Genomic DNA, 24,090 nt, shown 5'->3' on the forward strand with positions numbered 1-24,090 from the left:
ACGGCCGAGGAAGAAAGGACTCGCGGATGAGCGTCCAGGCGATCGATCGCCTCTGTTACGACGTCGCGCACGACCCGGAAACTTTGGAGCGGCTGCGCGCGGACCCGCGGCGGGAGCTGGGGCGTCGCCCGCTGTCCGCGGTGGAGCGGGACGAACTGCTGCGCGGCGACGTCGCCGCCCTCTACCGCCGGGGGGCGCATCCGGTTCTGCTGGTACGGCTGGCCAACGCCCGTGTGCTGGGCCTCGATCCGGGGCTCTACGCGGCGCGCATCCGGACGGCCGAGGCGCGCTTCAGCGTGTCGGCGCCGCCGGGACCGGCGTGAGCCAGGCGTCGTACTTGTCGGTGACGGCGCGGACCGTGTCGTGGTAGCAGGACTCCAGCGCCTGCGTGATCGCGCCGGCGGTCTTGCCGTCACCGATGGGGAACCCGTCGACCTCGACGGCGGGCAGCACTTCGGCCGCCGTGCCCATGAGGAAGATCTCGTCGGCGAGATACAGCTCGGTCCGCTCCACGGGCCGGGTCTCGACGGACAGGCCGAGTTCGTCCTCGGCAAGCCGGAACAGGGTGTTGCGGGTGATGCTGTCCAGAACCCCGCTGGCCAGGTCGGGGGTGATGAGCCGGCCGCCCTTGACCAGGGCGATGCACGAGCCGGAGGACTCGGTGACGTTCCCCGCGCCGTTGAGGAAGACCGGCCAGTCGGCGCCGCGGGCCTGTGCGTCGATATTGCCCAGCCTGCCGTTGTGGTAGTTCGAGAACACCTTCATCGAAGCCGGTGAGGCACCGGGGTTGAAGCGGGGCCAGGAACTGACCGCGAGCGTGCAGGTGCGCCCCCGGCCGAGTTTGCTCTCGAACTCCCAGGTCTCGATGGCGATTTCCGCCGGCGTCCCGCGCGGCACCATCTGTTCCTTGTGCGTCCCCCGGGCGAAGCCCCACGGACGCACATAGAGGTCCTTGCCCCGGCTGTCCCACGAAGCGAGCAGTTCGGCGGCGGCCGCGACGAGCGCGTCGGCGTCGAACTCGGGCTCCAGGCGGCCCAGCCGGAGGGAGTCCAGCAGCCGCTGCATGTGGTCGCGGAACCGGAAGCCGTACAGCGCCCCGCGCGTTTCGCTCCAGTAGGAGTGGACGCCTTCGAACGCGGCGGAGACCGAGGCGTGCCCCACGGAACTGATGTGGATCGTCGCCTCTTCCCATGGCATGAAAGCGCCATTGCGCCATATCAAGCGTCCATATTCGGAAGACACGCCTGCTCCTCTCGACGGAACCCTACTGAACCTGGAGATCACGCAGAACCCTGACCGACCCTAGGTTCAGCAAGGAATCCCTGTCAAGACAGTCACAAACGCAGTCAATTTCCGTCCCGCATCCCCCGTCCGTTGAGCTCCTCCAGTGCCATGACCGCAGGTGGCAGCTCGACTCCTTCCTCACGGCACCAGCGCAGGGAGAGTCCGAGCGGCACCCCCTGCTCCGAGCGAAGCCGCGCCAGGGCACGCGCCGTCTCGCGCGGGCTGCCGCTCAGCAGCCCCGGCCCCAGCACCCGGGCGCGCCCCCGTCTGACGACCCGTTCGAATGCCCGACTCTCGCGGGCCACGTGTTCCCACGAGCCCGGCGAGAGCGGGGTGAGGCCGAGGGGGACGCGGTAGGCGACGTCGGCGACGGCAATGACCTCACGCAGCATCGACGGCGGTACGCCCCGGACGGCCAGCTCGCTCCCGATCATCCGGATGAGTCTGCGCAGCACGTACGGGCCGCCCCTGGGCCCCGGGGCGACCCCCTCCCCGAGCAGCAGCGCGGCGGCGCTCGACAGATCGGCGAGGAAGACGGAGCTGACGCCCGCCGGATCGGCGGCCTCGGCCAGGACCGCGGAGATGCTCGCCGTCAGGGGTCCCAGCAGCGGCGGCACACCGGCCGCGGCGACGCCCGGTTCCGGTCCGGCGCCGCGGTGCGTCAGCACATTCTCCGGGACGATCATCTCGAACAGCGGATGCGGCAGCGCCGTCAGCCGCCCCGCCCGGCGCCGGCGCTCGGCGAACTGCAGGTGGGCGACGGAGAGATGACAGCCGCAGGGGCAGCCCGGACCGCAGTGCGCGTACATGGCCGAATCCGACCGGCGGCGCACGGTGAGCCGGGGCCCCAGCTCGGGAGCCATGCGGGGCGGAACGCCGGCCACGCCGCCACCGTCGACGACCCGGTCCCGCTCGACGCCGAGGGCGCGCAGTGCGCGCACCACCGCGTTCCTGTCCTCGGGTTGTGCGGACAGCAGAAAGGTCAGACCGCCGGTCCCGGCACCGGAGTCGCGCAGCGCCTCGAAGAGGTCCTGGAGGGCCGCCGTGTACGGGCGCGCCCCGGTCCAGACGGCTCCGACCACCCGGCCGGCGCTCGGCGGGGACGCCGGCGGGAGCGCCGTGACACGACTCGTGTTCACGATCCACTGGAGCACCACGGCACCGCCCGCCTCGGGCCGCGGATAGCCGCTCAGGGACCACCGCCAGTCCGGGGCCGCGACAGAGGTGAGCAGCGTGGTCGCGCCGCCGCCCGCAAGCAGCGGGCGGGGCGGGCGCCGACGGTATCCGGCCCGCATCAGGCTCTCCACGAACAGCGGCGCCGCTTCGGCTCCGCGTGGTTGGGCCCGGGACTGCGCGAGACCCTCCGTCACGTGTATCACTCCCCGTCACTCCGGAGTCCGCCTCCGGTCGCAGATACATGCATTTACAGCTGTCACAAAAGTTCAGACAGAAGTCACTAACGCTTGCGAGTCCCCCAGTCGATGCCCTTATGTCCGATAGGTCCGCTTTGCGGGCCGGACAGCCCGTAAACGGTGGCGATCTTGTGCACCAAAAGGGATATATCGATCCACCCGTGTCGCGCGTTGACTGCGTTGGTCATGACGTGTCAGTATCCGAAGACAACGTAGTCATCACCGGTCAAGATGAGTCATAAAGCAAGTCATCGCGGAGGTAGAAAAAGTGAGCCATATTCGCTCGAGGCAGCTTTCCCTTGTTGTCACCGTGTTACTGTTCGCCCTCAATTTGCTGGCGGCGGGAACGCAGGCGGAACTACGGGGCGCCACCGGGCGGGTCGCGGCCTCCACGACGACGTCCGCACAGGTCCTGGCCGGCCCGGAAGGCAGGGGCCCGGACGTACCGGTCTGCTGCTGAGCCGACGGCCGTAACGCCGGGAGGGCGGCAGTGGCCGGTGGCCCGCTGCCGCCCTCCCGATGACCGCTCCGGTCAGCCTCGCACCCGTGACGTGAGCGGCTGCCCCGTCAGGAAGGTCTCCCGGTGTCCCATGCACCGCATGCTCTGCCGGTAGGCCCAGACCGCCCGTTCGTCCTCGCCGCACAGCTTGAGGATCTCCGCCAGCTCCGCCCAGGCGAAGGCCGCCTGACGGTTGGCCTCGGAGGCCTCCAGCATCAGGGCGCCGCGTTCGTACGCCTGCTGGGCCGCCGTGCGGTCGCCCTGGGCCAGCCGGGCCGCCGCCAGGACCAGATGGTTGCGCGCGCTCTGCAGACGGTGCTCGGTACCCAGCAGCCTCAGCGCCTCCTCCGCGTGATCGATGGCGGCCGACACGTTCTCCAGGCGCAGTTCCGCCCGGGCCAGGGCGGACAGGCAGTAGGCGACGTCCACGCTGCTGCCCACCGACCGCAGGGAGGCAAGGCTCTGTTCGAGGACGTCATGGGCGGCCTGGGGCTGGGGCGTCTCCGACTGGAGGAGCACCATCGCGTACGCGTTGCGCAGTCGCGCGAGCGCCCGCTCGTCGTCCCCCTCGGCGTACACCGTCAGGGCCTTCTCGATCAGGGTCAGGGCGTCGGCGGTGTTGCCGTTGCGGTGCATCACCACGCTGGCATTCCAGTACGCGGCGCCCAGGGCGCGGGAGTCGGTGATCGTGCCGGCCTGGTCGATCGCCCTGGTGGCCAGGTAGGCGGCCCTGTGCAGGTCGCCCCGCTCCATGTAGACCCCGACCAGGGTGGACAGCAGCTCGACCCCGACGACCGTCGGTGCCAGGTTCAGCTTCTGCAGCTCCTCCAGCGTGGCCTCCGCCAGCTCGATGGCGTGCGAGAGGTCGCCGAGTTCCCGGTAGCACCGGCACAGCGCGATCACCACGGTGAGGTGTGCCACCAGATCGGGGCGGTCCACGGAGGCCGAGCGCAGACCCTCCAGGTGGGCGACCGCCTCCTCCAGACGGCCCGCGTGCTCCAGCGCGCGGGCGACACCGTGTTCGGCCTTGTACCAGATCTCGGGCTGGGCGTCCGGCGTGGCCGTGTCCTGCACGGACCGGTACGCCTCCAGGGCCGCGTGCGGGTCGCCGTTGTTCAGGGCCATCTCGGCGTACTTGAGCTTGACCTCCAGATCGCCGATGGTGGCTTCCACCGGGCCGCCCGTCAGCTCGGACACATCACAGCCGAGCCGCTTGGCCAGCTGGGCGAGCACGTCGAGCGAAGGCGTCCGTTTCCCTGCTTCCAACAAGGAGACATAGCTGGGTGACAGCTCGCCGCCCGCAAGGTCGGCCTGGGAAAGCCCGGCAGCACGGCGCAACCGCCGGATACGCGAACCCACGTCACTCGAGATGTTCACACTTTCTCCTCGATGGGATTGACAGGCCGATGCAGTCAAGATTACCTCACTGGGTTGACTCTGCACCTGTCACGAAGCAATAACTCTTGGTGTGCGGAGTTCTCCCGAGAAGTCGTTTTTCGTGATTGATTTCGGCTTCGGGTGTTCGAACACCAATGAGTCCCGCCACACCGCAAGATCGAGGCGGACTCGATGAAGGCTCATGCAAAAAGGGCCTCCACAGGCTGCTGCCCGCGAAGACCCTTCGCACCGTCGGGACGACAGGATTTGAACCTGCGACCCCTTGACCCCCAGTCAAGTGCGCTACCAAGCTGCGCCACGTCCCGGTGCCGTCTGACCTGGGGTTTCCCCGGTCGAAACGCGCAGGGAAACAATACCGCACTCGGGTCGGTGGTCGCGCACTCTTTTGTCTTGACCTCAAGTTTGGTCGAGGTTGCACGATCGTCGGCATGACGATCACCGAGGAACAAGGGCGCACGTACGCCTACACGGACCTGCCGGGGCTGATGAGCAGGATGACCGGCGACGAGAAGCACGGCCCGGCGGCCACCTCCACGCTCGACGTGCTGTGGGTGCTGTACGACCGGGTGCTGCGGGTCGGGCCGCGGTCGATGGACGATCCGGCGCGGGACCGGTTCCTGCTGAGCAAGGGGCACGGGCCGATGGCGTACTACGCCGTGCTGGCCGCCAAGGGCTTCGTGCCGGTCGAGTGGCTGGCGGGCTTCGGCTCGTACGACTCCCCGCTCGGCCACCATCCCGACCGCGTGCTGGTGCCGGGGGCGGAGATCGGCAGCGGATCGCTCGGACACGGGCTGCCGATCGCGGTGGGCACGGCGCTGGGACTGCGCGCCCGGGGGCCCGCCGATCCGCGGGTGTGGGTGCTGATCGGGGACGCCGAGCTGGACGAGGGCAGCAACCACGAGGCGATCGCCTTCGCCGGGCCCGCCGGTCTGGAGCGGCTGCACACCGTCGTCGTCGACAACTCCTCCGCGAGCCACGCCCGGCCCGGCGGGATCGCCGCGCGCTTCGAGGCCGCGGGCTGGTCCGCGGTGACCGTCGACGGCCGTGACCACGAGGCGCTGTACGCCGCCTTCACCACGCCGCATCCGGGCCGCCCGCACGTGGTCGTGGCCCGTGTCGAGCCGAAGCACGCCTGAACCGATTTCACACTTCCAGAAGGGCTTGACCTCCATGGACACCATGCGTGACCGCTTCGCCCCCGTCGTCTCCCGGATCCTCGACGAGGATGCCCGGGTCGCGGTCGTCCTCGCCGAGATCGGCAAGGACGGCTTCGCCGAGGCGTGGCGCCGGCATCCGGACCGGGTGATCAACGTCGGTATCCGCGAGCAGCTCCTGGTCGGGGCCGCGGCCGGGCTGGCGCTCACCGGGATGCGGCCGGTCGTGCACACCTTCGCCAGCTTTCTGGTCGAGCGGCCCTTCGAGCAGGTGAAGCTGGACCTGGGGCACCAGGACGTCGGGGCGGTCCTGGTGAGCGCGGCCGCCTCCTTCGACTGGCCCGCCGGCGGGTACACGCACATGGCACCCGGCGACGTGGCACTGCTCGACACCCTGGACGGCTGGACCGTCCATGTACCCGGGCACCCCGACGAGGCCGAGACGCTGCTGCGGCACGCGGTCGCGGCGGGGGACGACAAGGTGTACGTCCGCCTGTCCGTGCAGACCAACCGGCAGGGCCTCCCGGTGGACGGCCGGCGTTTCCTCACCGTCCGCGAGGGGCGCTCCGGTGTGGTCGTCGCCGTGGGTCCGGTGCTGGACGCCGTCCTGGCCGCCACCGAGCACCTCGATGTGACCGTCCTGTACGCGACGACGGTACGGCCCTTCGACGCGCCCGCACTGCGCCGGGCCACCGAGTCGGCGGGCACGGACGTCGTACTCGTCGAGCCGTATCTGGCCGGGACGTCGACGGCCGCCGTGAACGAGGCCCTGTCGGACGTGCCCCACCGGGTGCTCGGACTGGGCGTGGGGCGCCGCGAACTGCGACGGTACGGAGGCATCGAGGAGCACATCGCCGCGCACGGACTCGACGCGGCAGGTCTGCGGAACCGGATCGCGGGGTTCGTCGCGGCGCCGGTACGGGGGTGATCGCCGGTACGGGGCTGATCAGTGCCCGCTCGTGGCCGCGTCGGCCCGAACCAGGTCCCGTATCGCGGGGACCGCGAGCAGGGCGACGGCGACCACCAGACTCATCGCCCCGGCGACCAGCAGGACATGACCGGCGCCCAGGACACCGGCCGCGGGCCCGGCGAGGGCTTGGCCGACCGGCATCATCGCGAGGGAGCCCGCCACGTCGTAGGCGTGGATGCGGTTGAGGACGTCGGGCGGGACCTGGGTCTGCACGCTGGTCGCCCACATCACGCCCCAGAAGGACATCCCGGCCCCGGCGACGGCCGCCCCGGCCGCCATGGCCGGTACGCCCAGACCGGCGCCCACGGTCACCGGAAAGCCGACGAAGGCGAACAGGGCGATCGAGCCGGCCCGGAGCATCCGGCGGGGCCGCAGCCGCAGGGCGAGCAGGCCGCCCAGGGCGGTACCGGCGCCGAGCGCCGAGTTGACCAGGCCGTAGGCGCGCGGGCCGTGGTTCCGCACCACCTCCGTGGCCACCAGCGGGACGGTCGGCCCCCATACAGCGATCATGTAGACGCACCAGACGGCGATGACTCCCCACAGCCACGTCCGCGCCCTGAACTCCCGCCAGCCCTCGACCAGATCGGCCCTGAAGGCCCCGGCACCCGCCGCCGGGGCCCGGCCGGCGTCGGGGAGCGGCGGCAGCCGGAGCAGCAGAAGACACAGGGCGCTCACCGCATACGTGGCGGCGTGGGCCGCGAACACACCGCCGGGCGAGGCGAAGCCGACGAGCAGGCCGGCGAGGGCGGGTCCCGCCAGCTGGGCCGCGGACTCGGCGATCCGTATGGCACCGTTGGCGCCCTGGATGTCGGAGGCGAGCCGCGGCACCGTGCTCGCCACACCGGGCTGGAACACCGCTCCCGCCACGCCGTTGACGACGCCGATCGCGCAGACCTGCCACAGGACCACATGGCCGGCGAAGAACAGCGCGGCGGCGAGGGACTGCGTGCCGATCCGGACCAGATCGGCGCCGATCATCAGTCTGCGGGTGCTGAACCGGTCGGCGATCACCCCGCCGAAGACGACCAGTCCGGCGAAGGCGGCGGCCGTCGAGGCCATGGCCAGGCCGACGGCGCCCGCGCCGTACCCGTGCTCCAGCAGGCCGGCGGCGAGCGCCACGGGCAGCATGGTGTCCCCGAGCCGGGCGACGGCTCGCGCCACGAAGAACAGAACGAAGTCCCGCGACCAGACCGTACGGGCCCGGTCCCCTCGCCCGCTGCTGAACTCGGCTCCGGCAACGATGTCACTCCGTGACGACGTCCCCGTCATCCCCGCCCCCTCCCCCTCGGCTGCGCCACCGCCGCCGGATCATGCCACGGCGCCCGGCCGTGTTCGACCGTTTTTACACCCCGTCCGGCAGCCCCAGTTCCGGGTGGGAGTCGAGGAGTCGGGGCGGGGCCGCCTGGCGCCAGGAGTCGGCGAGGATGTCGCGCAGTTCGTCCTGGTCCTCCAGTGCGGCGAGCCGGACGCGGACCCAGGCGAACTGGGCCTCGTGGTCGGCGATCCAGAACTTCTCCGGTTCCGCCAGGACCAGTTCGTCGCGCTCCTCCTTGGGACAGCGCACGGCGATGGAGGTCTCCTCCTCGGGCAGCGTGGCGAACATCTTCCCGGCCACCCGGAACGTGGGCATGCTCCAGGCGATCTTCTCCGTGGTGTCCGGCAGGGACAGGGCGATACGGCGTACGTCTTCGGCATCCTGCATGACAGGCACCGTAGCCCGTGCCACTGACAATCACCTGGTCGGAGCGGATATGCGCTTGTAGTAGAGCGAGGTGGGCCGCAGCACTCCGGCGGGGCTCGCCGCGTAGTCGGGGATGACGCCGGCCCGGGTCCAGCCGGCCGAGCGGTAGAGGTGCTCGGCGGGGCTGTCGGTCTCGGTGTCCAGGTGGAGGAGGGTGATTCCGGCCGTGGCGGCCGTTTCCTCCGCGGTGGACAGCAGCCGGCGGCCGAGGCCCCTTCCACGGCCGTCCCGGTGGACCATCAGCTTGACGATCTCGGCGCGGTGCCGGCTGTTGGGTTTGCCGGGGAAGGCCAGACCCACCGTCCCGCTCACCCGTCCGTCGTCACCCCGCGCCATCCACACGGCGAGCTGCCCGGCGGCCACGGCGGCGGCCCGCTCCCACCACCAGGCGAGGGCCTCCGCGCGGCCGAGCGGAGCCAGGAAGCCGATGGACGCACCGTCGGCCACGACGGCGGTGAGCAGTTCGGCCAGTTCCGCCGCCAGGTCCCGGGTCCGGTCCGCGTCCAGGCGGGTCACCGTCATGGCAGCACCACCGCCAGCACGTACCGCACGTCCTCGGGCCCCGGGCAGCAAAACCGCGTCGGTCCCCACACCCGCAGTCGCAGGCAGTCGCCCGCGTCCAGTCGGTGCCGGGCGTCCTGAACGGTGACGTCGAGCGTTCCCGCCAGGACCCAGATGTGCTGTTCGAGGCCTGGCACGGGCGGCCGGTCGTAGGCGATGTCGGCCCCGGCGGTCAGCCGCCCCTCGACGAGTTCGCCGCGCAGCCCGGCGTGCGGGGGCGACACCGAGCGCCGTACGAACCCGGACGCCCGGTCCTCCCACACCGGCTGCTCGGCCGCGCGCACCACCGGCGCGGGGGCCGGCTCCACCTCGCTGAGCAGCTGGGACATGGTCCGCCCGTACACCTGGCACAGCCGGTTGAGCAGCGCCGCCGTGGGGCTGACCTCCGCGCGCTCGGCCCGGGACAGGGTCGATCTGCTCACTCCGCTGCGCTCCGCCAACTCGCCCAGCGACCAGCCGCGTTCGGCCCGCAGCTCGGCCAGGCGGGCCCCGAGCCGCGCGTCGACGGCGTCCGGGGCGAGGTCTGCCCGTTCACGTCTCATATCCGGGACGCTATCCCTGATGTGAGACGGGCGGGTTACGGAAGGCTCACGCCTGTGCCGCCTCGCCGAGTGCGTCCAGCACCTGCCGGATCAGGGGATGGCCCTCGGCTCCCCGCCGTACCGCCGCGAAGACCCGGCGGGTGGGGGCCACGCCGTCGACGGGACGGACCACCACGCCCGTGAGGTCCATGCCGCGCAGGGCGGAGCGGGGGACGAGGGCGACGCCCGCGTCGGCGGAGGCGAGGGCGACGACCGCGCGGAAGTCGTCCGAGGAGTGTTCGAGGCGGGGCTGGAATCCGGCGCTCTCACAGGCCAGGACGACGACGTCGTGGCAGGGATTGCCGGGGTAGGGGCCGATCCACGCGTCCTTGGCCAGCTCGGCGAGGGGGACCTCGGTGGCGTCGGCGAGGCGGTGGGTGACCGGGACGACCGCGTCGAACGGCTCGGCGTAGAGCGGGACATGGGTCAGCCGCGGGTCGTCGGCGGGCGGCGCCCCACGGTACTCGACGGCGACCGCGACATCGACCTGCCGGTCCAGGACCATGGGCAGGCTGGCGTCGCCCTCGGCGTCCTGGACGCGGATGCGTATCCCGGGCGCCGCCTGCGCGAGCCGGGCCACCGCCGGGGCGACGACCTGGGCGATACCGGTCGCGAAGGCGGCGACCGTGACCGTGCCGGCCTCGCCCGAGCCGTACGCCGCGAGCTCGGCCTCGGCCCGCTCCAACTGGGCGAGGACGGCGTTGGTGTGCCCGAGCAGGATCTCGCCGGCCGGGGTCAGCCGTACGCCCTTGGCGCTGCGCTCGACCAGCCGGTGGCCCGTCTCCTGCTCCAGGGCCGCCAGCTGCTGGGAGACGGCCGAGGGCGTGAGATAGAGCGCGGCGGCAGCCGCTGTCACGGTGCGGTGGTCCGCCACCGCACGCAGGATGTGGAGCCGCCGCGCTTCGATCATGCGGCCAATTATCGCAAGGCGTGCGCCCTGCTCAGCCCGCCAGCTCCGCCCGGGCCGCGACGAAGGCGTCGACCGCGCGGTTGACGTCCTCGGTGGAGTGGGCGGCGGACAGCTGGACGCGGATGCGGGCCTGGCCCTGCGGGACAACCGGGTAGGAGAAGCCGATCACATACACGCCGCGCTCCAGCAGCAGCTCCGCCAGCCGGCCCGCCTTCGCCGCGTCGCCGATCATGACGGGCGCGATGGCGTGGTCGCCGGGGAGGATGTCGAAGCCCTCCTCGGTCATCCGGCGGCGGAACAGCGCCGTGTTCTCGGTGAGCCGGACGCGCAGGTCGTCGGCAGACTCCAGCAGGTCGATGACCTTCAGGGAGGCGGCGGCGATCACCGGGGCCAGCGTGTTCGAGAACAGATACGGCCGCGAGCGCTGGCGCAGCAGGGCCACGATCTCGGCACGGGCGGCGACATAGCCGCCGGAGGCGCCGCCGAGCGCCTTGCCGAGGGTGCCGGTGATGATGTCGACGCGGTCCATGACGCCGTGCAGCTCGGGGGTGCCGCGGCCGCCGGGGCCGACGAAGCCGACGGCGTGCGAGTCGTCGACCATGACCATCGCGTCGTAGCGGTCGGCCAGATCGCAGATCTCCCGGAGCGGGGCCAGATAGCCGTCCATGGAGAAGACGCCGTCCGTGACGATCAGCCTGCGGCGCGCACCGCCCTCGACGGCCTCCTTCAACTGCCGCTCCAGGTCCGCCATGTCGCGGTTGGCGTAGCGGAAGCGGCGGGCCTTGGACAGGCGGATGCCGTCGATGATCGAGGCGTGGTTCAGGGCGTCGGAGATCACCGCGTCCTCGGCGCCGAGCAGCGTCTCGAAGACGCCGCCGTTGGCGTCGAAGCAGGAGGAGTAGAGGATCGTGTCCTCCTGCCCGAGGAAGGCCGACAGCCGCGCCTCCAGCTCCTTGTGCACCTCCTGCGTACCGCAGATGAAGCGCACGGACGCCATGCCGTAGCCCCAGCGGTCCAGGGCCGTGTGGGCCGCGGCGATCACCTCGGGGTGGTCGGCGAGACCGAGGTAGTTGTTGGCGCAGAAGTTGAGGACCTCGCCGGGGCGGCCGCCCGCGCTGACGTTGACGGTCGCGGACTGCGGGGTGTCGATCACGCGCTCGGGCTTGTGCAGGCCCGCGGCACGGATGTCGTCGAGGGTGGCGCGCAGATCGTCTCGAACAGAGTTGAACATGAGGGGCTCCATCAGGTGCAGGGGCGAGTGAGCCGAAGGGGCGCGCCGGTGTCGAGCGATCGAGCGCGCGGAGGCCCGCAGGGCTGAGCACGGTCGGTCGACACCGCCACGCGCCGGTAGGCGCAGATCGATACGGTTGCGCCCCGGAGGCGAACCGAGCCAGAGATCAAGCGGTCCAGTCGAGGATTACCTTGCCGCCGCGGCCGCTCGCCGCGTCGGTGAACGCCGCCTCGAAGTCGCGGTAGTCGTAGCGGCCGGTGATCACGGGGGACAGGTCGAGGCCGGCTTCCAGCAGCACCGACATCGCGTACCAGGTCTCGAACATCTCGCGGCCGTAGATGCCCTTGATGGTGATCATCGAGGTGACGATCCGGGCCCAGTCGACGGGGAACTCCTGCGTCGGCAGGCCGAGCATGGCGATCCGTCCGCCGTGCGTCATGTTGGCGATCATGTCGCGCATCGCCTCGGCGCGGCCGGACATCTCCAGGCCGATGTCGAAGCCCTCGCGCAGGCCGAGTTCGCGCTGCCCGTCGGCGATGCTCGACTCCGCCACATTGAGCGCGAGGCTCACCCCGATCTTCCGCGCCAGTTGCAGGCGCTCCTCGCTGACGTCGGTGATCACGACGTTGCGGGCGCCGGCGTGCCGGGCCACCGCCGCGGCCATCAGGCCGATCGGGCCGGCGCCGGTGATCAGGACGTCCTCGCCGACCAGCGGGAAGGACAGCGCGGTGTGCACGGCGTTGCCGAACGGATCGAAGATCGCGGCGACATCGAGGTCGACGGGGACGCGGTGCACCCAGACGTTGGTGGCGGGCAGGGCGACGTACTCGGCGAACGCCCCGTCCCGGCCGACGCCGAGCCCGATCGTGGCCCGGCACAGATGGCGGCGGCCGGCCAGGCAGTTGCGGCACTTGCCGCACACCAGATGGCCCTCGCCGCTGACCCGGTCGCCCACCTTGATGTCGTCGACGTCCCGGCCGGTCCCGACGACCTCGCCGACGAACTCGTGTCCGACCACGAGCGGGGTGCGGATCGTCTGCCGGGCCCAGCCGTCCCAGGACCGGATGTGCAGGTCGGTGCCGCAGATGCCGGTCCGCTGGACCTTGATCAGTACGTCACCGGGTCCGACCGTGGGCTCGGGGACGTCCGTGAGCCACAGCCCGGGCTCCGCCTTCTCCTTGACCAGCGCCTTCAACGCTACGGCTCCTGTGGGTGAGGCCCTGGTCCCGGGCATGCCGAAGGAGCCCTGAACCGGGGAAGAGGGGTGGAATCTGAGCTGCAATCTGCCGCATTCGCGGGGCGCGGTCCATCGAGCTTTTCTTAACCGCCGCCTCAGCTTTCCTTCACGCCCCCGCGGACCCCTCCAGCCGCTCAAGACCCACGGCGAGTTCCACGGCCGTCGCCTTGATGGTCTCCAGACCGGCCTTGCCCCAGTGCCGGGGCTCGACGTCGGCGACGCACACCGTGCCCAGCACCATGCCCGTGCTGTCGATGAGCGGGGCTCCCAGATAGGAGCGGATGCCGTACGTGTCGACGACCGGGTTGCCCGCGAACCGCGGGTAGTCGCACACGTCCTCCAGCACCAGGGCCTTGCGCCGGACCACCACATGGGGGCAGAAGCCATGGTCGCGGGGCATGGAGCGGCCCACCTCGGGCCTCGTGCCGTCGGGCAGCACGACCGGTCCGGCGCCCGGGGTGCGCAGGCCGGCGAAGAACTGCCGCTCCTCGTCGATGAAGTTGACCATGGCGTACGGCGCGCCGGTGTGCTCGGCGAGGCGGCCCGCGAAGGCGTCGAGGGCGGGCTCCGGGCGCTCCCCGAGGCCGAGTCGGCGCAGTCTGTGGGTGCGGGCGGGGGCCTCCCGGTCCTCGGGGGTGAGCAGCAGACCTCTGACCGGGCGCGGCGGCTCGTAGCTCATGGCCTGGCTCCGGCTGTGTGGACGTGGGTCATGTGCGGGCTCCGTGGCGGGTTGTGCGGGGATCACCTGTGGGCGCCGTGGCTCGGCGCGTGGACAGGGGCGTGGGCGATGAGATGGCGCACCAGGGTGAGCAGGGTCTGGACGCCGGAACTGGAGATGCGTGCGTCGCAGCGGACGACGGGAATCTCGGGGTCGAGGTCGATGGCGGCGCGCACCTCCTCCGGGTCGTAGCGGTAGGACCCGTCGAACTCGTTGACGGCGACGATGAAGCCGAGACCGCGCTCCTCGAAGAAGTCGACGGCCGCGAAGCAGTCCTCCAGGCGGCGGGTGTCGGCGAGGATGACCGCGCCGAGCGCGCCTTCGGACAACTCGTCCCACATGAACCAGAACCGCTCCTGTCCGGGCGTGCCGAACAGATACAGCACATGCTGCGGGTCGAGCGTGATGCGGCCGAAGTCCATCGCCACGGTCGTCTCGATCTTGTTCTCGATGCCGTCGAGACTGTCGGTCGCGGCGCTGACCGTGGTGAGGAGCTCCTCCGTGCTGAGCGGCGCGATCTCGCTCACCGCGCCCACGAAGGTGGTCTTGCCGACCCCGAACCCGCCCGCCACAAGGATCTTGAGTGCGGTGGGGAACGGGTCATAGCTGTCGTCGTAGTCCATCGAGCACTGCCTCCAGAAGGGACCGGTCAGTGGGGTTGTGGTGGAACGCGGGGGGCTTGGCGGTCAGCGCCCCGCAGTCGACGAGGTCGGAGAGCAGCACCTTGGTGACCACCGCCGGCAGCTTGAGATGGGCCGCGACCTCGGCAACGGGAACGGGCGCGCGGCACAGGTCGAGTGCCTGGGCGTGCTCGGGGCCGAGGTAGCCGAGGGGGGTCGCTCCGGTGGCCATCACCTGTGACATGAGGTCCATGTCGATGGTGGGCCGGGTGCGGCCGTTGCTGACCGTGAAGGGGCGCACCAGCCGTCCGGCCGCGTCGTCGAGCCAGGGCCCGTCGCCGGCCGTCGGCATGCTCAAGGCCTCATCGCCGGGGGTTCGACGGCAGGCTGCCGGGGCGCGGTCACCAGGTAGGGGCGGACGCTCTTGACGAGCATCGCCATCTCGTAGCCGAGCACCGCCGCGTCGGCCTCCCGGCCGGCGAGCACTGCGAGGCAGGTGCCGGAGCCGGCGGTGGTGACGAACAGCAGGGTCGAGTCGAGTTCGACGACCACCTGCCGTACGTCCCCGCCGTCGCCGAACCGGACGCCCGCGCTGCGGCCGAGGGAGTACAGGCCGGAGGCGAGGGCGGCCATGTGGTCGGCGCTGTCGGGGTCGAGGCCGTGGACGGACTTCACCAGTCCGTCGCAGGACAGGAGCACCGCGCTGGAGGTGTGCGGTACGCGCTGCACGAGGCCGCTCATCAGCCAGTCGAGGTCGGATACCTGGGCGGTCGGCGCATCGCTCGCCATGATCGATCGACTCCTTGGGGTACGCAGGTCTGTGGGAGCGCCGGGCGTGGGGGTGGGTCCTGAGGTGGAAACGGGGGTGGTCATCCGGCCGGTGCGCTCCCGTCGGGCCGGGTGGTGAGATCGGATTGCACGGGGGCCGGGTGGTGCGGGTCGGTCGCGCCCCGGTCCGTCAGGCTCGTACGGGTCCACTCGGGGTGGGGTTCCTCGGCGCGGGTCGGCTGCTGATCCATGTCTCCCCGGCCCATGTGGGCGTGCCCCAGCTCTGTCGGGAAGGTGTGGATCGACTCCACAGGTGCCGGTCCGCCATGGACGGACTCGACCTGTGCCGGTCCCCCATGCATCGGCTCTGGATGCGCCGCATCCGTGTGCTGCTGCGCCTCGGCGAGGCCGACTCCGCGCTGGAAGGCCGCCATCAGGCCGGGGTCGTGTCCCGCGGGGGTCTCGCTGTCCTGGCGTGGTGCCGGACCACCGCGCAGTTGGGGCACGATGTGCTCCTGGGCGCGGCGGCGGGGCAGTTGGGGTTTGCCCATGGTGCCGCGTACGACGCCGGTGACGCGCGGGGTGGGGGGCGCGCCCGCGTTCTCCTCGACCGTCCGGCGGTCGTCGGCCCGGATCCCGGGCACGGCCGCGGCGGGATTCGACCGCGCCTCGCGGGCACCGCGCACCGGCAGCGGCGCCGGGGCGCCGACGCCCGCCGGGCCCGCCGTCGCGGACTCACCGTGCGCGTGCCACCTCGTGGCGCCCGCCGGCGGCTCCGCGGAACGGCCCGGCGGCTGCCCGGTCCCCTGCCCTGCCCGGTGACCACGCGCAGAACCTGCCTGGGATCCGCCCTGGGGCCCCGCCGGTCCGCTCGGGGCCCCGCCCCCGGCACTCCCCCGGGCCCCGCCCGGACTTCCGTCCGCCGCTCCCCCGGGGACCACCGGTAAGGCACCGCCCGGGGACGGCGTGGCTGCCCCCGTCGCGGGATCCGGCCTGCCCGCGGTCCGCTGCGGATGCTGCCGCGCCGCGGGTGCGGGCGGCAGTCCCTTGCCCGTCGCCTCGCGCGGCTGCGGTACGGCTCCGGGGGCGCCCGGCGTCGTACCGAGCAGCTCCTGCGGGACGACGAGCACGGCCTGCACGCCGCCGTAGATGTTGGACTGCAGGCGGACGTGGATGCCGTGCCGCCGGGCGAGCTGGGAGACGACGAAGAGCCCGATGCGGCCGTCGGCCAGCAGGCTGGCGACGTTGACCTGGTCGGGGTCGGCGAGCAGGGCGTTCATCCTGGCCTGCTCGCCGACCGGCATGCCGAGCCCGCGGTCCTCCACCTCCACGGCGAGCCCCGAGGTGACGAGGTTGGCGCGGAGCAGGACCTGGGTGTGGGGAGCGGAGAACACCGTGGCGTTCTCGACGAGTTCGGCCAGCAGATGGATGACGTCGGCAACGGCGTGACCGCGCAGTTCGCCGTCGATCGGCGGCACCAGCTTGACCCGCGAGTACTGCTCGACCTCGGCGATGGCCGACCGCAGCACCTCCGTCATGGAGACGGGGTTGCTCCACTGCCGCCGTGAGACGGCGCCGCCGAGCACGGCGAGGTTCTCGGCGTGCCGCCGGATCCGGGTGGCGAGGTGGTCCACGTGGAAGAGGCCCTTGAGCAGGTCGGGGTCCTCGATCTCGTTCTCCAGGTCGTCGAGGATCGAGATCTCCCGGTGCACGAGGGACTGCAGCCGCCGGGCGAGGTTGACGAAGACCTCCAGCTTCTGTTCGCTGCCCGTCTGGCTGGAGAGCTGTGCGGCCTGGACGACGGCGCTGACGGCGCTGTCGTGGGCGCGGGCCAGGTCGGCGGCGAGGAGTTCGAAGTCGTCGGCGTCCTCTGGCGGTCCGCCGCGCGGTTTGCGCTGCGGTGCGACCTCCCCGCGGCGCAGCGCCTCGACGAGGGCGCGCACATCGGCCTCGCCGCGGACGGCGCTGCGGCGCAGGGCGCCGACGCGGTCGCGCACCGAGCGGGCGGCACGGCCGGCGGCGACGGCGGCGATCACGATGCCCACGACCGTCACCGAGACCGCTCCGGCGATCACGGCCCAGAGGGTCATACCGGGCCGCACTCCGGTGGTGCGGACGGTGAACAGGACGACCGCGCTGCCGCTGAGCGCGACCGCGGTGGGCGGCAGCAAGGCGAGACGGAGGAGTTGGGGACGTATGTGCGTCTCGGGCAGTGCGGGAACGGGGCGGGCGACCGGTCGCCCGTGCCGGCCGCCCTCACGGCGGTCGGCACGTGCGGCCGGTGCACGGAGGTGAGACATCGGTGTCCTCGTACTGGTCCGTCGGGCTTGATTCCTCGCGCGGGTGCGCAATATGGGCATGCGCCATCGCGGTGCCGGTCGATAGAGCCGTCGAATTTCGGCCCTTCGTCGCCCGACGGACACTCACCGTAGTCGCCTGTGCATCATGTGCGGTGGGCAGTTGACAAAGTCCCACGGGCAGCGTCCCGCTCTGGTATGAGGCGTCGCACGACAGGGCGATAAGCCCCTCAGGGCCCCCGTTCCAGAACGAACAAAAGGCAATTCAGAGCGGTCGAAAATGAACACGCGCCAGGCCTATGACATTTCGCCATCGGCGAGCGGGCACACCAGTGGCCCATTCGAAAAGTTGCGCGGAAAAGGCGAAAAAGCGGCGCCCGCGCGGCCGGCGGCCGACCGCGCGGTGCCGCACAGGGTCAGCCCGCGGAAACGGTCTGCGGGTCGCCCTCGTCCTCGGCGGGGTCACCGGCGACGTCGGCCGCCGCACGCGCCCGGTCCCGGTCCGCCGGGGACACCACGCCCTCGGCCTCGGCGCCGCCGTCCGCCGCGGTCGGCCAGCCGCCCACCGGGGCCATGGCCACGCCGCGCCACCACGGCTCGGCCGGCACAGTCCAGGCGGTCGGCTCGAAGGGCTCGCCGGGGCGGGGCAGGGCGACGGGGGCGCCGGCCGCGGCGGCGGCCGCGATGGTGCCCTCGCCGGGGTCCGACCACGCGTGGGTGGCCAGATTGAAGGTGCCCCAGTGGATCGGCAGCATCACCCCGTGCGGCCTGCCGCCCTGAAGGTCGAGGTGGGCGCGCATGCCCTCCTCGGGGGTCATGTGGATGTCCGGCCAGAAGTCGGAGTAGGCGCCGATCTGGATCATGGTGGCGTCGAAGGGTCCGTGGTCGGCGCCTATGTCCTTGAACCCCTGGAAGTACCCGGTGTCACCACTGTGGTAGATCCGGTGCCGCTCGCCCGCGACGGCCCAGGAGGCCCAGAGCGTGTGCTGGGTGTTGCGCAGGCCGCGGCCGCAGAAGTGGCGGGCCGGAGTGGCGGTCAGGGTGAGGCCGCCGACCTTGGTCTCCTCGTGCCAGTCCAGCTCGCGCAGCCGGCTCTCGGCCACGCCCCAGTGCTCGAGGTGGGCGCCGACGCCGAGCGGAACGGCGAACAGGGTGTCCGTGCCGGCCAGCGCCTTGATCGAGGGCATGTCCAGGTGGTCGTAGTGGTCGTGCGAGATGACCACGACGTCGACCGGGCCGAGCGCCGCCAGCGGAACCGGAACCGGGTGCAGCCGCTTGGGCCCGGCGAACGGGAACGGGGAGCAGCGCTCGCCCCAGACGGGGTCGAAGAGCACGCGCTGTCCGTCGATCTCCGCGAGCACACTGGAGTGGCCCATCCACGTCAGCCGCAGTCCCGTGGTGGGTGGCTCGGCGAGGTCGGCGAGGGTGGTGGCGTGCACCGGGACCGTGCCCCGCGGGGCGCGCCGGGGCCGCTCGTCCTTGTCGAAGAAGACCTTGGCGAAGTCCAGCATCGAGCCGGAGGGCCGGGTCCGTGCCGTTCCTCCGGGGTTCTGGAAGACACCGTCCTTGAAGTGCGGCGATCTGTGGATACGCGCCAGGCGCTCACCTTCCGGGTCCACGCCGAAGGCAGCAGGCTGCAGCGCGCGGAGCCCGGAGCTCAGGGAACGCAAACCGGTCACGGTACCTCCAGGTGGAGTCGCTGAGGTCATCCATTATGGTCGGCCCCTGCGACAACCCCGGATCGCCGGGGTCACAGCCCGCTGCCACGGCCCCGCAGAGCCTCCGGCGCTGCCATGTCACATCCGTGCGGTCCCCGTCCGTCATACCGGTGAGGGCATCCGCACCCGGGTGTCCCGGCCCCGGCGTTTCAGGAGGTGGCCCCATGGCCCGCATCTCGCTCACCCCGCCCCGCACCCCCTTCGTACGGCTCACCGAGTGGTACAGCCGGCGCGTGTACGGCAAGGTCCTCGACCCCGTCCGGGCACTCGCGCACCACCCCCGCGTGCTCCGGAGCGATCTGCGGTTCGAGCAGTCGGTGGCGAAGTGGAACCGGCTGGACCCGGACCTGAAGGCCCTCGCCGAGATGGCGACGGCCGCCGCGATCGGGTGCTCGTGGTGCATGGACTTCGGCTACTGGGTCAGCCGGGAGCGCGGTATGGCGCCCGAGAAGGTGCAGGACGTTCCCCTGTGGCGCGACAGTGACGCGTACACGCCCCTGGAGCGCGACGTCATGGCGTACGCCGAGGCGATGACGGCGACCCCGCCCACGGTCGAGGACGACCTGGTCGCCCGGCTGCGCGACCGCTTGGGCGAGCCGGCCCTGGTGGAGCTGACGGCGATGGTGGCGGTGGAGAACCTCCGCTCGCGCATCAACTCCTCCCTGGGCCTGACGAGCCAGGGGTTCAAGGACTCGTGCGCGGTGCCGGCCTCCGGAGGCGATCGGCGGACGACTGCGAAGTAGCGGCGACTGCGCGGCGGCGGCCACTGCCTCCACGAGGGCCGACGCCACTGATGATCCGCTCAGTGCGTTGACATGGCTCGGCCCGGCTTCCGATACTGACTGACGATTCAGTAGTCCCGGTAGCCCGCCGCCTCCGGAGGCACCATGTCCGACCTGCCCACCGAGCTGGTCCCGCTGAGCGAGGAGCAGCGCGACATCGTGGAGCTCACGCGGGCCTTCGCCCGTGCGGAGATCCGCCCGCGCGCGCGTGCCGTCGACGAGGCCGACGTCGAGACGCCCTGGGACCTGTGGCGCCGGGCGGCCGCGGTGGGCATCACCGGCTTCATGCTGCCCGAGGAGTACGGCGGGGGCGGCTTCACCGACGTCTTCACCCAGTGCCTCGTGCAGGAGGAGCTGTGCGTGGGCGACCTGGGCATCGGCAATCTGCTCTGCTCCAACGGCTTCTTCGCCGATCCGGTCCTCGAACTGGGCGACGAGAAGCAGAAGCGGGAGTGGCTGACCCCGCTCACGGGCCCCGACACCCCGATGACCGCCCTGGCCACCACCGAGCCCGGGGCGGGCTCCGACGCCGCCTCGATCGTCACCACGGCCCACCGCACGACGGGCGGCTACCGGCTCAACGGCCAGAAGGCCTGGATCTCCAACGCGGGCGAGGCCGAGCTGTACGTCGTCTTCGCCAAGACCGACCCGGCGCGGCGCTCGCGCGGGGTGACGGCGTTCCTGCTGCGCAAGGACAACGAAGGGGTCTCCTTCGGTGAGCCGATGCGCAAGATGGGCCAGCGGGCGATCGTCTGCCGGGAGGTCTTCCTCCAGGACGCGTTCGTCCCCGAGGAGCACCGGCTCGGCGCGGAGGGCGCGGGCTTCCACGGTCTGATGCGGACCTTCGACATCTCCCGGACCGTGCTCGGCGCGGCGGCGACCGGCGTGGCCCGGGCGGCCTACGAGTACGCCCGCGACTACGCCCGCAAGCGGCGCCAGTTCGGCAAACCGATCATCGAGCACCAGGCGGTGGCCTTCCGCCTCGCCGACATGCGCACGCGCGTGGAGCAGGCCCGGCTGATGACCTGGCGGGCCGCCCGGCGCCTCGACTCCGGTCTGGAGGCGTCCGCCGAGGCGGCGATGGCCAAGCTGACGGCGTCCGAGACCGCCGCGTACTGCACCTGGGCGGCCGTCCAGACGCTCGGCGGCTGGGGCTACTCCAGGGAGTTCCCGGTCGAGCAGTGGATGCGGGACGCCAAGCTGGAGGAGATCGAGGAAGGCACCTCGGACATCATGCGGCTCGTCATCTCGCGGAGCCTGTGATGGGACTCGCACAGCGGGAGGTCCTCACCGGCGAGGAGGCCCTCACCGGCGGGGAGGCCCTCACCGGCGGGGAGGCCCTCACCGGCGGGGAGGCCCTCGTACGCGCCCTGAGCGGGCACGCCGTGACCCGTGTGTTCGGCATCCCGGGCACCCACAACCTGGAGGTCTACCGGCATCTCGCGGCGTACGGCATACGGCATGTGACACCCCGCCACGAGCAGGGTGCCGGTTACGCGGCCGACGGGTACGCGCGCGTGACGGGCCGCCCCGGCGTCGTCCTCACCACGACCGGGCCCGCCCTGCTCAACGCGGCGGCCGCGGTCGGCCAGGCCTACTCGGACAGCGTGCCGCTGCTGGTGCTCTCGCCGGGCATGCCGCTCGGCCACCCACGGCTGTCGACCGGTGCGCTGCACGAGATGGGCAGTCAGACCGAGGCGCTGCGGGCCGTGGCCGCGTTCAGCCACCGTGTCTCGTCGATCGCCGAGATCGACGCGGCCGTGGCCCGCGCGTTCACGATGTTCCGCACGCGCCGGCCGCGGCCCGCGCATGTCGAGGTCCCGCTGGACCTGCTGACCGCCTCCGAGACGCTGGGCCCGGTTCGCGTCGCTCCGCCGGTCCCGCGCCCCGCGCCGGACCAGCGGGCCGTCCGGGAGGCCGCGAAGGCGCTCGCCGGGGCCCGGCGCCCCGCGCTGGTGCTCGGCGGCGGGGCGCGCGAGGCACGCCCGCACTGTCTGGCGCTCGCCGAACGGCTGGGCGCTCCCGCCGTCACGACGGCCAACGGCAAGGGCGGTGTGCCCGAGACCCATCCGCTGTCGTTGGGGGTGTCGCTGCACAGTGCCGTCGTACGGGAGTGGCTCGGCACGCGGGACGTCGTCGTGGCCGTGGGCACGGAGCTGGCCGAGTCCGATTTCTGGACCTCGCCGCCCGCGCTCGACGGCACGCTGATCCGCGTCGACATCGACCCGGACCAGATGTACGCCCACATGCCGGCGGACCTGGCGCTCGTGGGGGACGCGCGGACGACCGTGACCGCGCTGCTGGCGGAACTTCCCGCGGCGGACGGAACAAAGGCCCACGCGCGCGTGGCCGAGGAGGTCGCCGCCCTGCGCGCCGCGCGCGACGCCGAGACCGCCGAGCGCGACACCCGCTGGCTCGGCTACCTGAGGGCGATGCGCGCGGTGCTCGACGAGGACGCCGTCGTCACCTCGGACAGCGCCCAGTGCTGCTACTACGGCGCCCTGCCGCACTTCCCTGTCGGCCCCCGCGGCAGCTATCTGCACCCGACCGGCTTCGGCACCCTGGGCTACGCCCTGCCCGCCGCCATCGGCGCCAAGGTCGCCCATCCGCGCCGACAGGTGGTCGCGCTCAGCGGCGACGGCGGGCTGCAGTTCACGGTGCAGGAACTGGCCACCGCCGTACAGCTCCAACTTCCCTTGCCCATAGTGGTGTTCGACAACGGCGGCTACGGCGAGATCCGCGACGAGATGACGGCGCGCGGCGACATCCCCACCGCGGTGGACCTCCCACCGGTCGATCTGCCCGCCCTGGCCCGCGCCTACGGTGGGCACGGCACGCACGCGTGCGGACCGGCCGGACTCGCCCGCGCCCTCGCCGAGGCCCTCGACCGGCCCGGCCCCACCCTGATCACCGTTCCCGAGGAGAAGACCCCATGACCGCCCCCCTCATGTCGCTCGTCTGGACCGACCACGTCACCGGCCGCCGGGGCTTCCTGGTCGTCGACCGGCTGGTGCGCGGAGTGGCCAGCGGCGGTCTGCGGATGCGGCCCGGCTGCACCCTCGACGAGGTGGCCGGGCTGGCCCGCGGCATGACCATGAAGGAGGCCCTGCACTACAACCCCGAGGGCCGTTATGTGCCCCTGGGCGGCGCCAAGGGCGGCATCGACTGCGATCCCCAGGCCCCGGAGGCGTACGGGCTCCTGGTGCGCTATCTGCGGGCCATGCGGCCGTACATCGAGAGCTTCTGGACCACCGGCGAGGACCTCGGCCTCACCCAGGACCTGGTCGACCGGGCCGCCGCCGAGGCGGGGCTCGTGTCGTCGATCCAGGCCGTGTACCCGCTGCTCGACGACGAGGCCGCGGCGCGCCGGCGGCTCGCGGACGCCTTCGCGGTCGAGGTGGACGGCATCGGCCTCGACGAGCTGGTCGGCGGCTGCGGGGTCGCCGAGTCGGTGCTCGCGGCCCTGGACCGGGCCGGGGTGCCGCACCCGGGCACGCGGGTCGCCGTGCAGGGTCTGGGCACCATGGGCGGGGCCACGGCGCGCTTCCTCGCGCGCGCGGGTCTGACGATCGTGGCCGTCGCCGACATCAAGGGCACGATCGCCAACCCGGCGGGCCTGGACGTCGAGGCGCTGCTCGCCGCGCGGGACGCGTACGGCACCGTCGACCGGGCCGTGCTGCGCCCCGGCGACCGCGAACTGCCGGGCGACGCCTGGCTGTCCGCCGACGCCGAGGTGCTGGTGCCCGCCGCGGTGTCGTACGCCATCGACACCGCCGACCAGGAGCGGATCACCGCCCGCTGGATCGTGGAGGCGGCCAACATGCCGGTGCTGCCGGCGGCGGAGGAGCTGCTGTCCGCGCGCGGGGTGACCGTGCTGCCGGACGTGGTGGTCAACTCGGGGACGAACGCCTGGTGGTGGTGGACGCTGTTCGGCGACATCGGCCCCGACGCGGACGAGGCGTTCGCCTGTACCCGGCGCTCCATGCGCAGCCTCATCGACCGCATGCTGGCCCGCGCGGAGGCCGACGGCACGACCCCGAGGGCGGCCGCGCACGCCATCGTGGCCGACCGGCTGCCGGTGATCGCGGACCGGTTCGGGTGGTACCGGTGACGGATCCCGAGGAGCCGCCGCCACCCGCCGCCCCCTTTGCGGCAACGGCCGTGCCCCTGCCCGAATCGTTCTTCGATCCCGCCTCGGTCGCCGTCGTC

Annotated in this window: 23 protein-coding genes and 1 tRNA gene; 7 read left to right on the forward strand and 17 right to left on the reverse strand. The window is 72.1% G+C overall.

Annotated features, from left to right (window positions below; all coding sequences use genetic code 11):
* The first annotated feature begins 26 nt into the window (after positions 1-26).
* A complete protein-coding gene (locus ACFY1J_RS16395) occupies positions 27-323 on the forward strand; it encodes a hypothetical protein (protein ID WP_390705586.1) in 297 nt (98 codons plus the stop codon).
* On the opposite strand, the gene ACFY1J_RS16400 is transcribed toward ACFY1J_RS16395, so the two are convergent.
* From ACFY1J_RS16400 to ACFY1J_RS16415, 4 genes are all read right to left on the reverse strand, one after another.
* The gene (locus ACFY1J_RS16400; RefSeq protein ID WP_390705585.1) at positions 292-1,197 is read right to left on the reverse strand and encodes an aminotransferase class IV; all 906 of its coding nucleotides are present in this window, start codon (positions 1,195-1,197) and stop codon (positions 292-294) included. The two genes, ACFY1J_RS16395 and ACFY1J_RS16400, sit on opposite strands and share 32 nt — an antisense overlap.
* A 149-nt stretch (positions 1,198-1,346) precedes the next feature.
* Positions 1,347-2,654 (reverse strand): hypothetical protein, encoded by a 1,308-nt coding sequence (locus tag ACFY1J_RS16405; RefSeq protein ID WP_390705584.1) that lies wholly within the window; start codon positions 2,652-2,654, stop codon positions 1,347-1,349.
* A 574-nt stretch (positions 2,655-3,228) separates the two neighbouring features.
* On the reverse strand, positions 3,229-4,572 hold the full coding sequence (locus ACFY1J_RS16410) for a helix-turn-helix domain-containing protein (RefSeq protein ID WP_390705583.1): 1,344 nt from the start codon (positions 4,570-4,572) through the stop codon (positions 3,229-3,231).
* A 252-nt stretch (positions 4,573-4,824) separates the two neighbouring features.
* Positions 4,825-4,898: transfer RNA gene (locus ACFY1J_RS16415), tRNA-Pro, on the reverse strand.
* A gap of 123 nt (positions 4,899-5,021) precedes the next feature.
* Between ACFY1J_RS16415 and ACFY1J_RS16420 the strand changes: the two genes are divergently transcribed.
* Positions 5,022-5,729 (forward strand): transketolase, encoded by a 708-nt coding sequence (locus ACFY1J_RS16420; RefSeq protein WP_390705582.1) that lies wholly within the window; start codon positions 5,022-5,024, stop codon positions 5,727-5,729.
* A gap of 34 nt (positions 5,730-5,763) precedes the next feature.
* Positions 5,764-6,675, forward strand: a complete 912-nt coding sequence (locus ACFY1J_RS16425; protein ID WP_390705581.1) for a transketolase family protein — start codon at positions 5,764-5,766, stop codon at positions 6,673-6,675.
* 18 nt (positions 6,676-6,693) lie between these two features.
* On the opposite strand, the gene ACFY1J_RS16430 is transcribed toward ACFY1J_RS16425, so the two are convergent.
* The 13 genes from ACFY1J_RS16430 to ACFY1J_RS16490 form a co-directional block, all read right to left on the reverse strand.
* Positions 6,694-7,986, reverse strand: a complete 1,293-nt coding sequence (locus ACFY1J_RS16430) for an MFS transporter (RefSeq protein WP_390731387.1) — start codon at positions 7,984-7,986, stop codon at positions 6,694-6,696.
* 73 nt (positions 7,987-8,059) lie between these two features.
* Entirely contained in the window at positions 8,060-8,419 is a 360-nt protein-coding gene (locus ACFY1J_RS16435; protein WP_390705579.1) for an MmcQ/YjbR family DNA-binding protein, read from the reverse strand.
* A gap of 30 nt (positions 8,420-8,449) precedes the next feature.
* Positions 8,450-8,980 carry a GNAT family N-acetyltransferase gene (locus ACFY1J_RS16440; RefSeq protein WP_390705578.1) on the reverse strand — a complete coding sequence of 177 codons (531 nt, stop codon included), beginning with the start codon at positions 8,978-8,980 and terminating at the stop codon, positions 8,450-8,452.
* Positions 8,977-9,561, reverse strand: a complete 585-nt coding sequence (locus tag ACFY1J_RS16445; protein ID WP_390705577.1) for a helix-turn-helix domain-containing protein — start codon at positions 9,559-9,561, stop codon at positions 8,977-8,979. Before ACFY1J_RS16445 ends, ACFY1J_RS16440 begins: the two co-directional genes overlap by 4 nt.
* Positions 9,562-9,607: 46 nt before the next feature.
* Positions 9,608-10,510: a LysR family transcriptional regulator gene (locus ACFY1J_RS16450; RefSeq protein ID WP_390705576.1), complete on the reverse strand. Its 903-nt coding sequence runs from the start codon at positions 10,508-10,510 to the stop codon at positions 9,608-9,610.
* A gap of 31 nt (positions 10,511-10,541) precedes the next feature.
* Positions 10,542-11,741, reverse strand: coding sequence for a glycine C-acetyltransferase (locus ACFY1J_RS16455; protein ID WP_390705575.1), 1,200 nt, complete (start codon positions 11,739-11,741; stop codon positions 10,542-10,544).
* 166 nt (positions 11,742-11,907) lie between these two features.
* A complete protein-coding gene (gene tdh, locus ACFY1J_RS16460) occupies positions 11,908-12,936 on the reverse strand; it encodes an L-threonine 3-dehydrogenase (protein ID WP_390705574.1) in 1,029 nt (342 codons plus the stop codon).
* A 148-nt stretch (positions 12,937-13,084) separates the two neighbouring features.
* Complete coding sequence (locus ACFY1J_RS16465) at positions 13,085-13,657, reverse strand: GAF domain-containing protein (RefSeq protein WP_390731388.1); 573 nt, start codon at positions 13,655-13,657, stop codon at positions 13,085-13,087.
* A 62-nt stretch (positions 13,658-13,719) separates the two neighbouring features.
* Positions 13,720-14,319 carry an ATP/GTP-binding protein gene (locus tag ACFY1J_RS16470; protein ID WP_363298565.1) on the reverse strand — a complete coding sequence of 200 codons (600 nt, stop codon included), beginning with the start codon at positions 14,317-14,319 and terminating at the stop codon, positions 13,720-13,722.
* Positions 14,297-14,668 carry a DUF742 domain-containing protein gene (locus tag ACFY1J_RS16475; protein ID WP_363298620.1) on the reverse strand — a complete coding sequence of 124 codons (372 nt, stop codon included), beginning with the start codon at positions 14,666-14,668 and terminating at the stop codon, positions 14,297-14,299. The genes ACFY1J_RS16470 and ACFY1J_RS16475 overlap by 23 nt, the downstream gene beginning before the upstream one ends.
* Positions 14,669-14,670: 2 nt before the next feature.
* On the reverse strand, positions 14,671-15,105 hold the full coding sequence (locus ACFY1J_RS16480; RefSeq protein ID WP_390705573.1) for a roadblock/LC7 domain-containing protein: 435 nt from the start codon (positions 15,103-15,105) through the stop codon (positions 14,671-14,673).
* 80 nt (positions 15,106-15,185) lie between these two features.
* The gene (locus tag ACFY1J_RS16485; protein WP_390705572.1) at positions 15,186-17,384 is read right to left on the reverse strand and encodes an ATP-binding protein; all 2,199 of its coding nucleotides are present in this window, start codon (positions 17,382-17,384) and stop codon (positions 15,186-15,188) included.
* Positions 17,385-17,797: 413 nt separating this feature from the next.
* Positions 17,798-19,060 (reverse strand): MBL fold metallo-hydrolase, encoded by a 1,263-nt coding sequence (locus ACFY1J_RS16490; RefSeq protein ID WP_390705571.1) that lies wholly within the window; start codon positions 19,058-19,060, stop codon positions 17,798-17,800.
* Positions 19,061-19,263: 203 nt separating this feature from the next.
* Between ACFY1J_RS16490 and ACFY1J_RS16495 the strand changes: the two genes are divergently transcribed.
* The 4 genes from ACFY1J_RS16495 (at position 19,264) to ACFY1J_RS16510 (ending at position 23,992) form a co-directional block, all read left to right on the forward strand.
* Positions 19,264-19,842, forward strand: coding sequence for a carboxymuconolactone decarboxylase family protein (locus ACFY1J_RS16495; protein WP_390705570.1), 579 nt, complete (start codon positions 19,264-19,266; stop codon positions 19,840-19,842).
* A 144-nt stretch (positions 19,843-19,986) separates the two neighbouring features.
* Entirely contained in the window at positions 19,987-21,144 is a 1,158-nt protein-coding gene (locus tag ACFY1J_RS16500; RefSeq protein WP_390705569.1) for an acyl-CoA dehydrogenase family protein, read from the forward strand.
* Positions 21,144-22,817, forward strand: coding sequence for a thiamine pyrophosphate-binding protein (locus tag ACFY1J_RS16505; RefSeq protein WP_390731389.1), 1,674 nt, complete (start codon positions 21,144-21,146; stop codon positions 22,815-22,817). The genes ACFY1J_RS16500 and ACFY1J_RS16505 overlap by 1 nt, the downstream gene beginning before the upstream one ends.
* Positions 22,814-23,992, forward strand: a complete 1,179-nt coding sequence (locus tag ACFY1J_RS16510; protein ID WP_390705567.1) for a Glu/Leu/Phe/Val dehydrogenase dimerization domain-containing protein — start codon at positions 22,814-22,816, stop codon at positions 23,990-23,992. Before ACFY1J_RS16505 ends, ACFY1J_RS16510 begins: the two co-directional genes overlap by 4 nt.
* Positions 23,993-24,090 lie beyond the last annotated feature (98 nt).

Origin of the sequence: Streptomyces sp. NPDC001406 (genome assembly GCF_042895285.1) — a bacterium.
GTDB lineage: Bacteria > Actinomycetota > Actinomycetes > Streptomycetales > Streptomycetaceae > Streptomyces.

Excerpts from the sequence above, each read along its gene's own strand:
- ACFY1J_RS16395 (WP_390705586.1), top strand. The coding sequence starts at position 27 with ATGAGCGTCCAGGCGATCGATCGCCTCTGTTACGACGTCGCGCACGAC.
- ACFY1J_RS16400 (WP_390705585.1), bottom strand. The coding sequence starts at position 1,197 with ATGCCATGGGAAGAGGCGACGATCCACATCAGTTCCGTGGGGCACGCC.
- ACFY1J_RS16420 (WP_390705582.1), top strand. The coding sequence starts at position 5,022 with ATGACGATCACCGAGGAACAAGGGCGCACGTACGCCTACACGGACCTG.
- ACFY1J_RS16425 (WP_390705581.1), top strand. The coding sequence starts at position 5,764 with ATGGACACCATGCGTGACCGCTTCGCCCCCGTCGTCTCCCGGATCCTC.
- ACFY1J_RS16430 (WP_390731387.1), bottom strand. The coding sequence starts at position 7,986 with ATGACGGGGACGTCGTCACGGAGTGACATCGTTGCCGGAGCCGAGTTC.
- ACFY1J_RS16435 (WP_390705579.1), bottom strand. The coding sequence starts at position 8,419 with ATGCAGGATGCCGAAGACGTACGCCGTATCGCCCTGTCCCTGCCGGAC.
- ACFY1J_RS16440 (WP_390705578.1), bottom strand. The coding sequence starts at position 8,980 with ATGACGGTGACCCGCCTGGACGCGGACCGGACCCGGGACCTGGCGGCG.
- ACFY1J_RS16445 (WP_390705577.1), bottom strand. The coding sequence starts at position 9,561 with ATGAGACGTGAACGGGCAGACCTCGCCCCGGACGCCGTCGACGCGCGG.
- ACFY1J_RS16450 (WP_390705576.1), bottom strand. The coding sequence starts at position 10,510 with ATGATCGAAGCGCGGCGGCTCCACATCCTGCGTGCGGTGGCGGACCAC.
- ACFY1J_RS16455 (WP_390705575.1), bottom strand. The coding sequence starts at position 11,741 with ATGTTCAACTCTGTTCGAGACGATCTGCGCGCCACCCTCGACGACATC.
- ACFY1J_RS16465 (WP_390731388.1), bottom strand. The coding sequence starts at position 13,657 with ATGAGCTACGAGCCGCCGCGCCCGGTCAGAGGTCTGCTGCTCACCCCC.
- ACFY1J_RS16470 (WP_363298565.1), bottom strand. The coding sequence starts at position 14,319 with ATGGACTACGACGACAGCTATGACCCGTTCCCCACCGCACTCAAGATC.
- ACFY1J_RS16475 (WP_363298620.1), bottom strand. The coding sequence starts at position 14,668 with ATGCCGACGGCCGGCGACGGGCCCTGGCTCGACGACGCGGCCGGACGG.
- ACFY1J_RS16480 (WP_390705573.1), bottom strand. The coding sequence starts at position 15,105 with ATGGCGAGCGATGCGCCGACCGCCCAGGTATCCGACCTCGACTGGCTG.
- ACFY1J_RS16485 (WP_390705572.1), bottom strand. The coding sequence starts at position 17,384 with ATGTCTCACCTCCGTGCACCGGCCGCACGTGCCGACCGCCGTGAGGGC.
- ACFY1J_RS16495 (WP_390705570.1), top strand. The coding sequence starts at position 19,264 with ATGGCCCGCATCTCGCTCACCCCGCCCCGCACCCCCTTCGTACGGCTC.
- ACFY1J_RS16500 (WP_390705569.1), top strand. The coding sequence starts at position 19,987 with ATGTCCGACCTGCCCACCGAGCTGGTCCCGCTGAGCGAGGAGCAGCGC.
- ACFY1J_RS16505 (WP_390731389.1), top strand. The coding sequence starts at position 21,144 with ATGGGACTCGCACAGCGGGAGGTCCTCACCGGCGAGGAGGCCCTCACC.
- ACFY1J_RS16510 (WP_390705567.1), top strand. The coding sequence starts at position 22,814 with ATGACCGCCCCCCTCATGTCGCTCGTCTGGACCGACCACGTCACCGGC.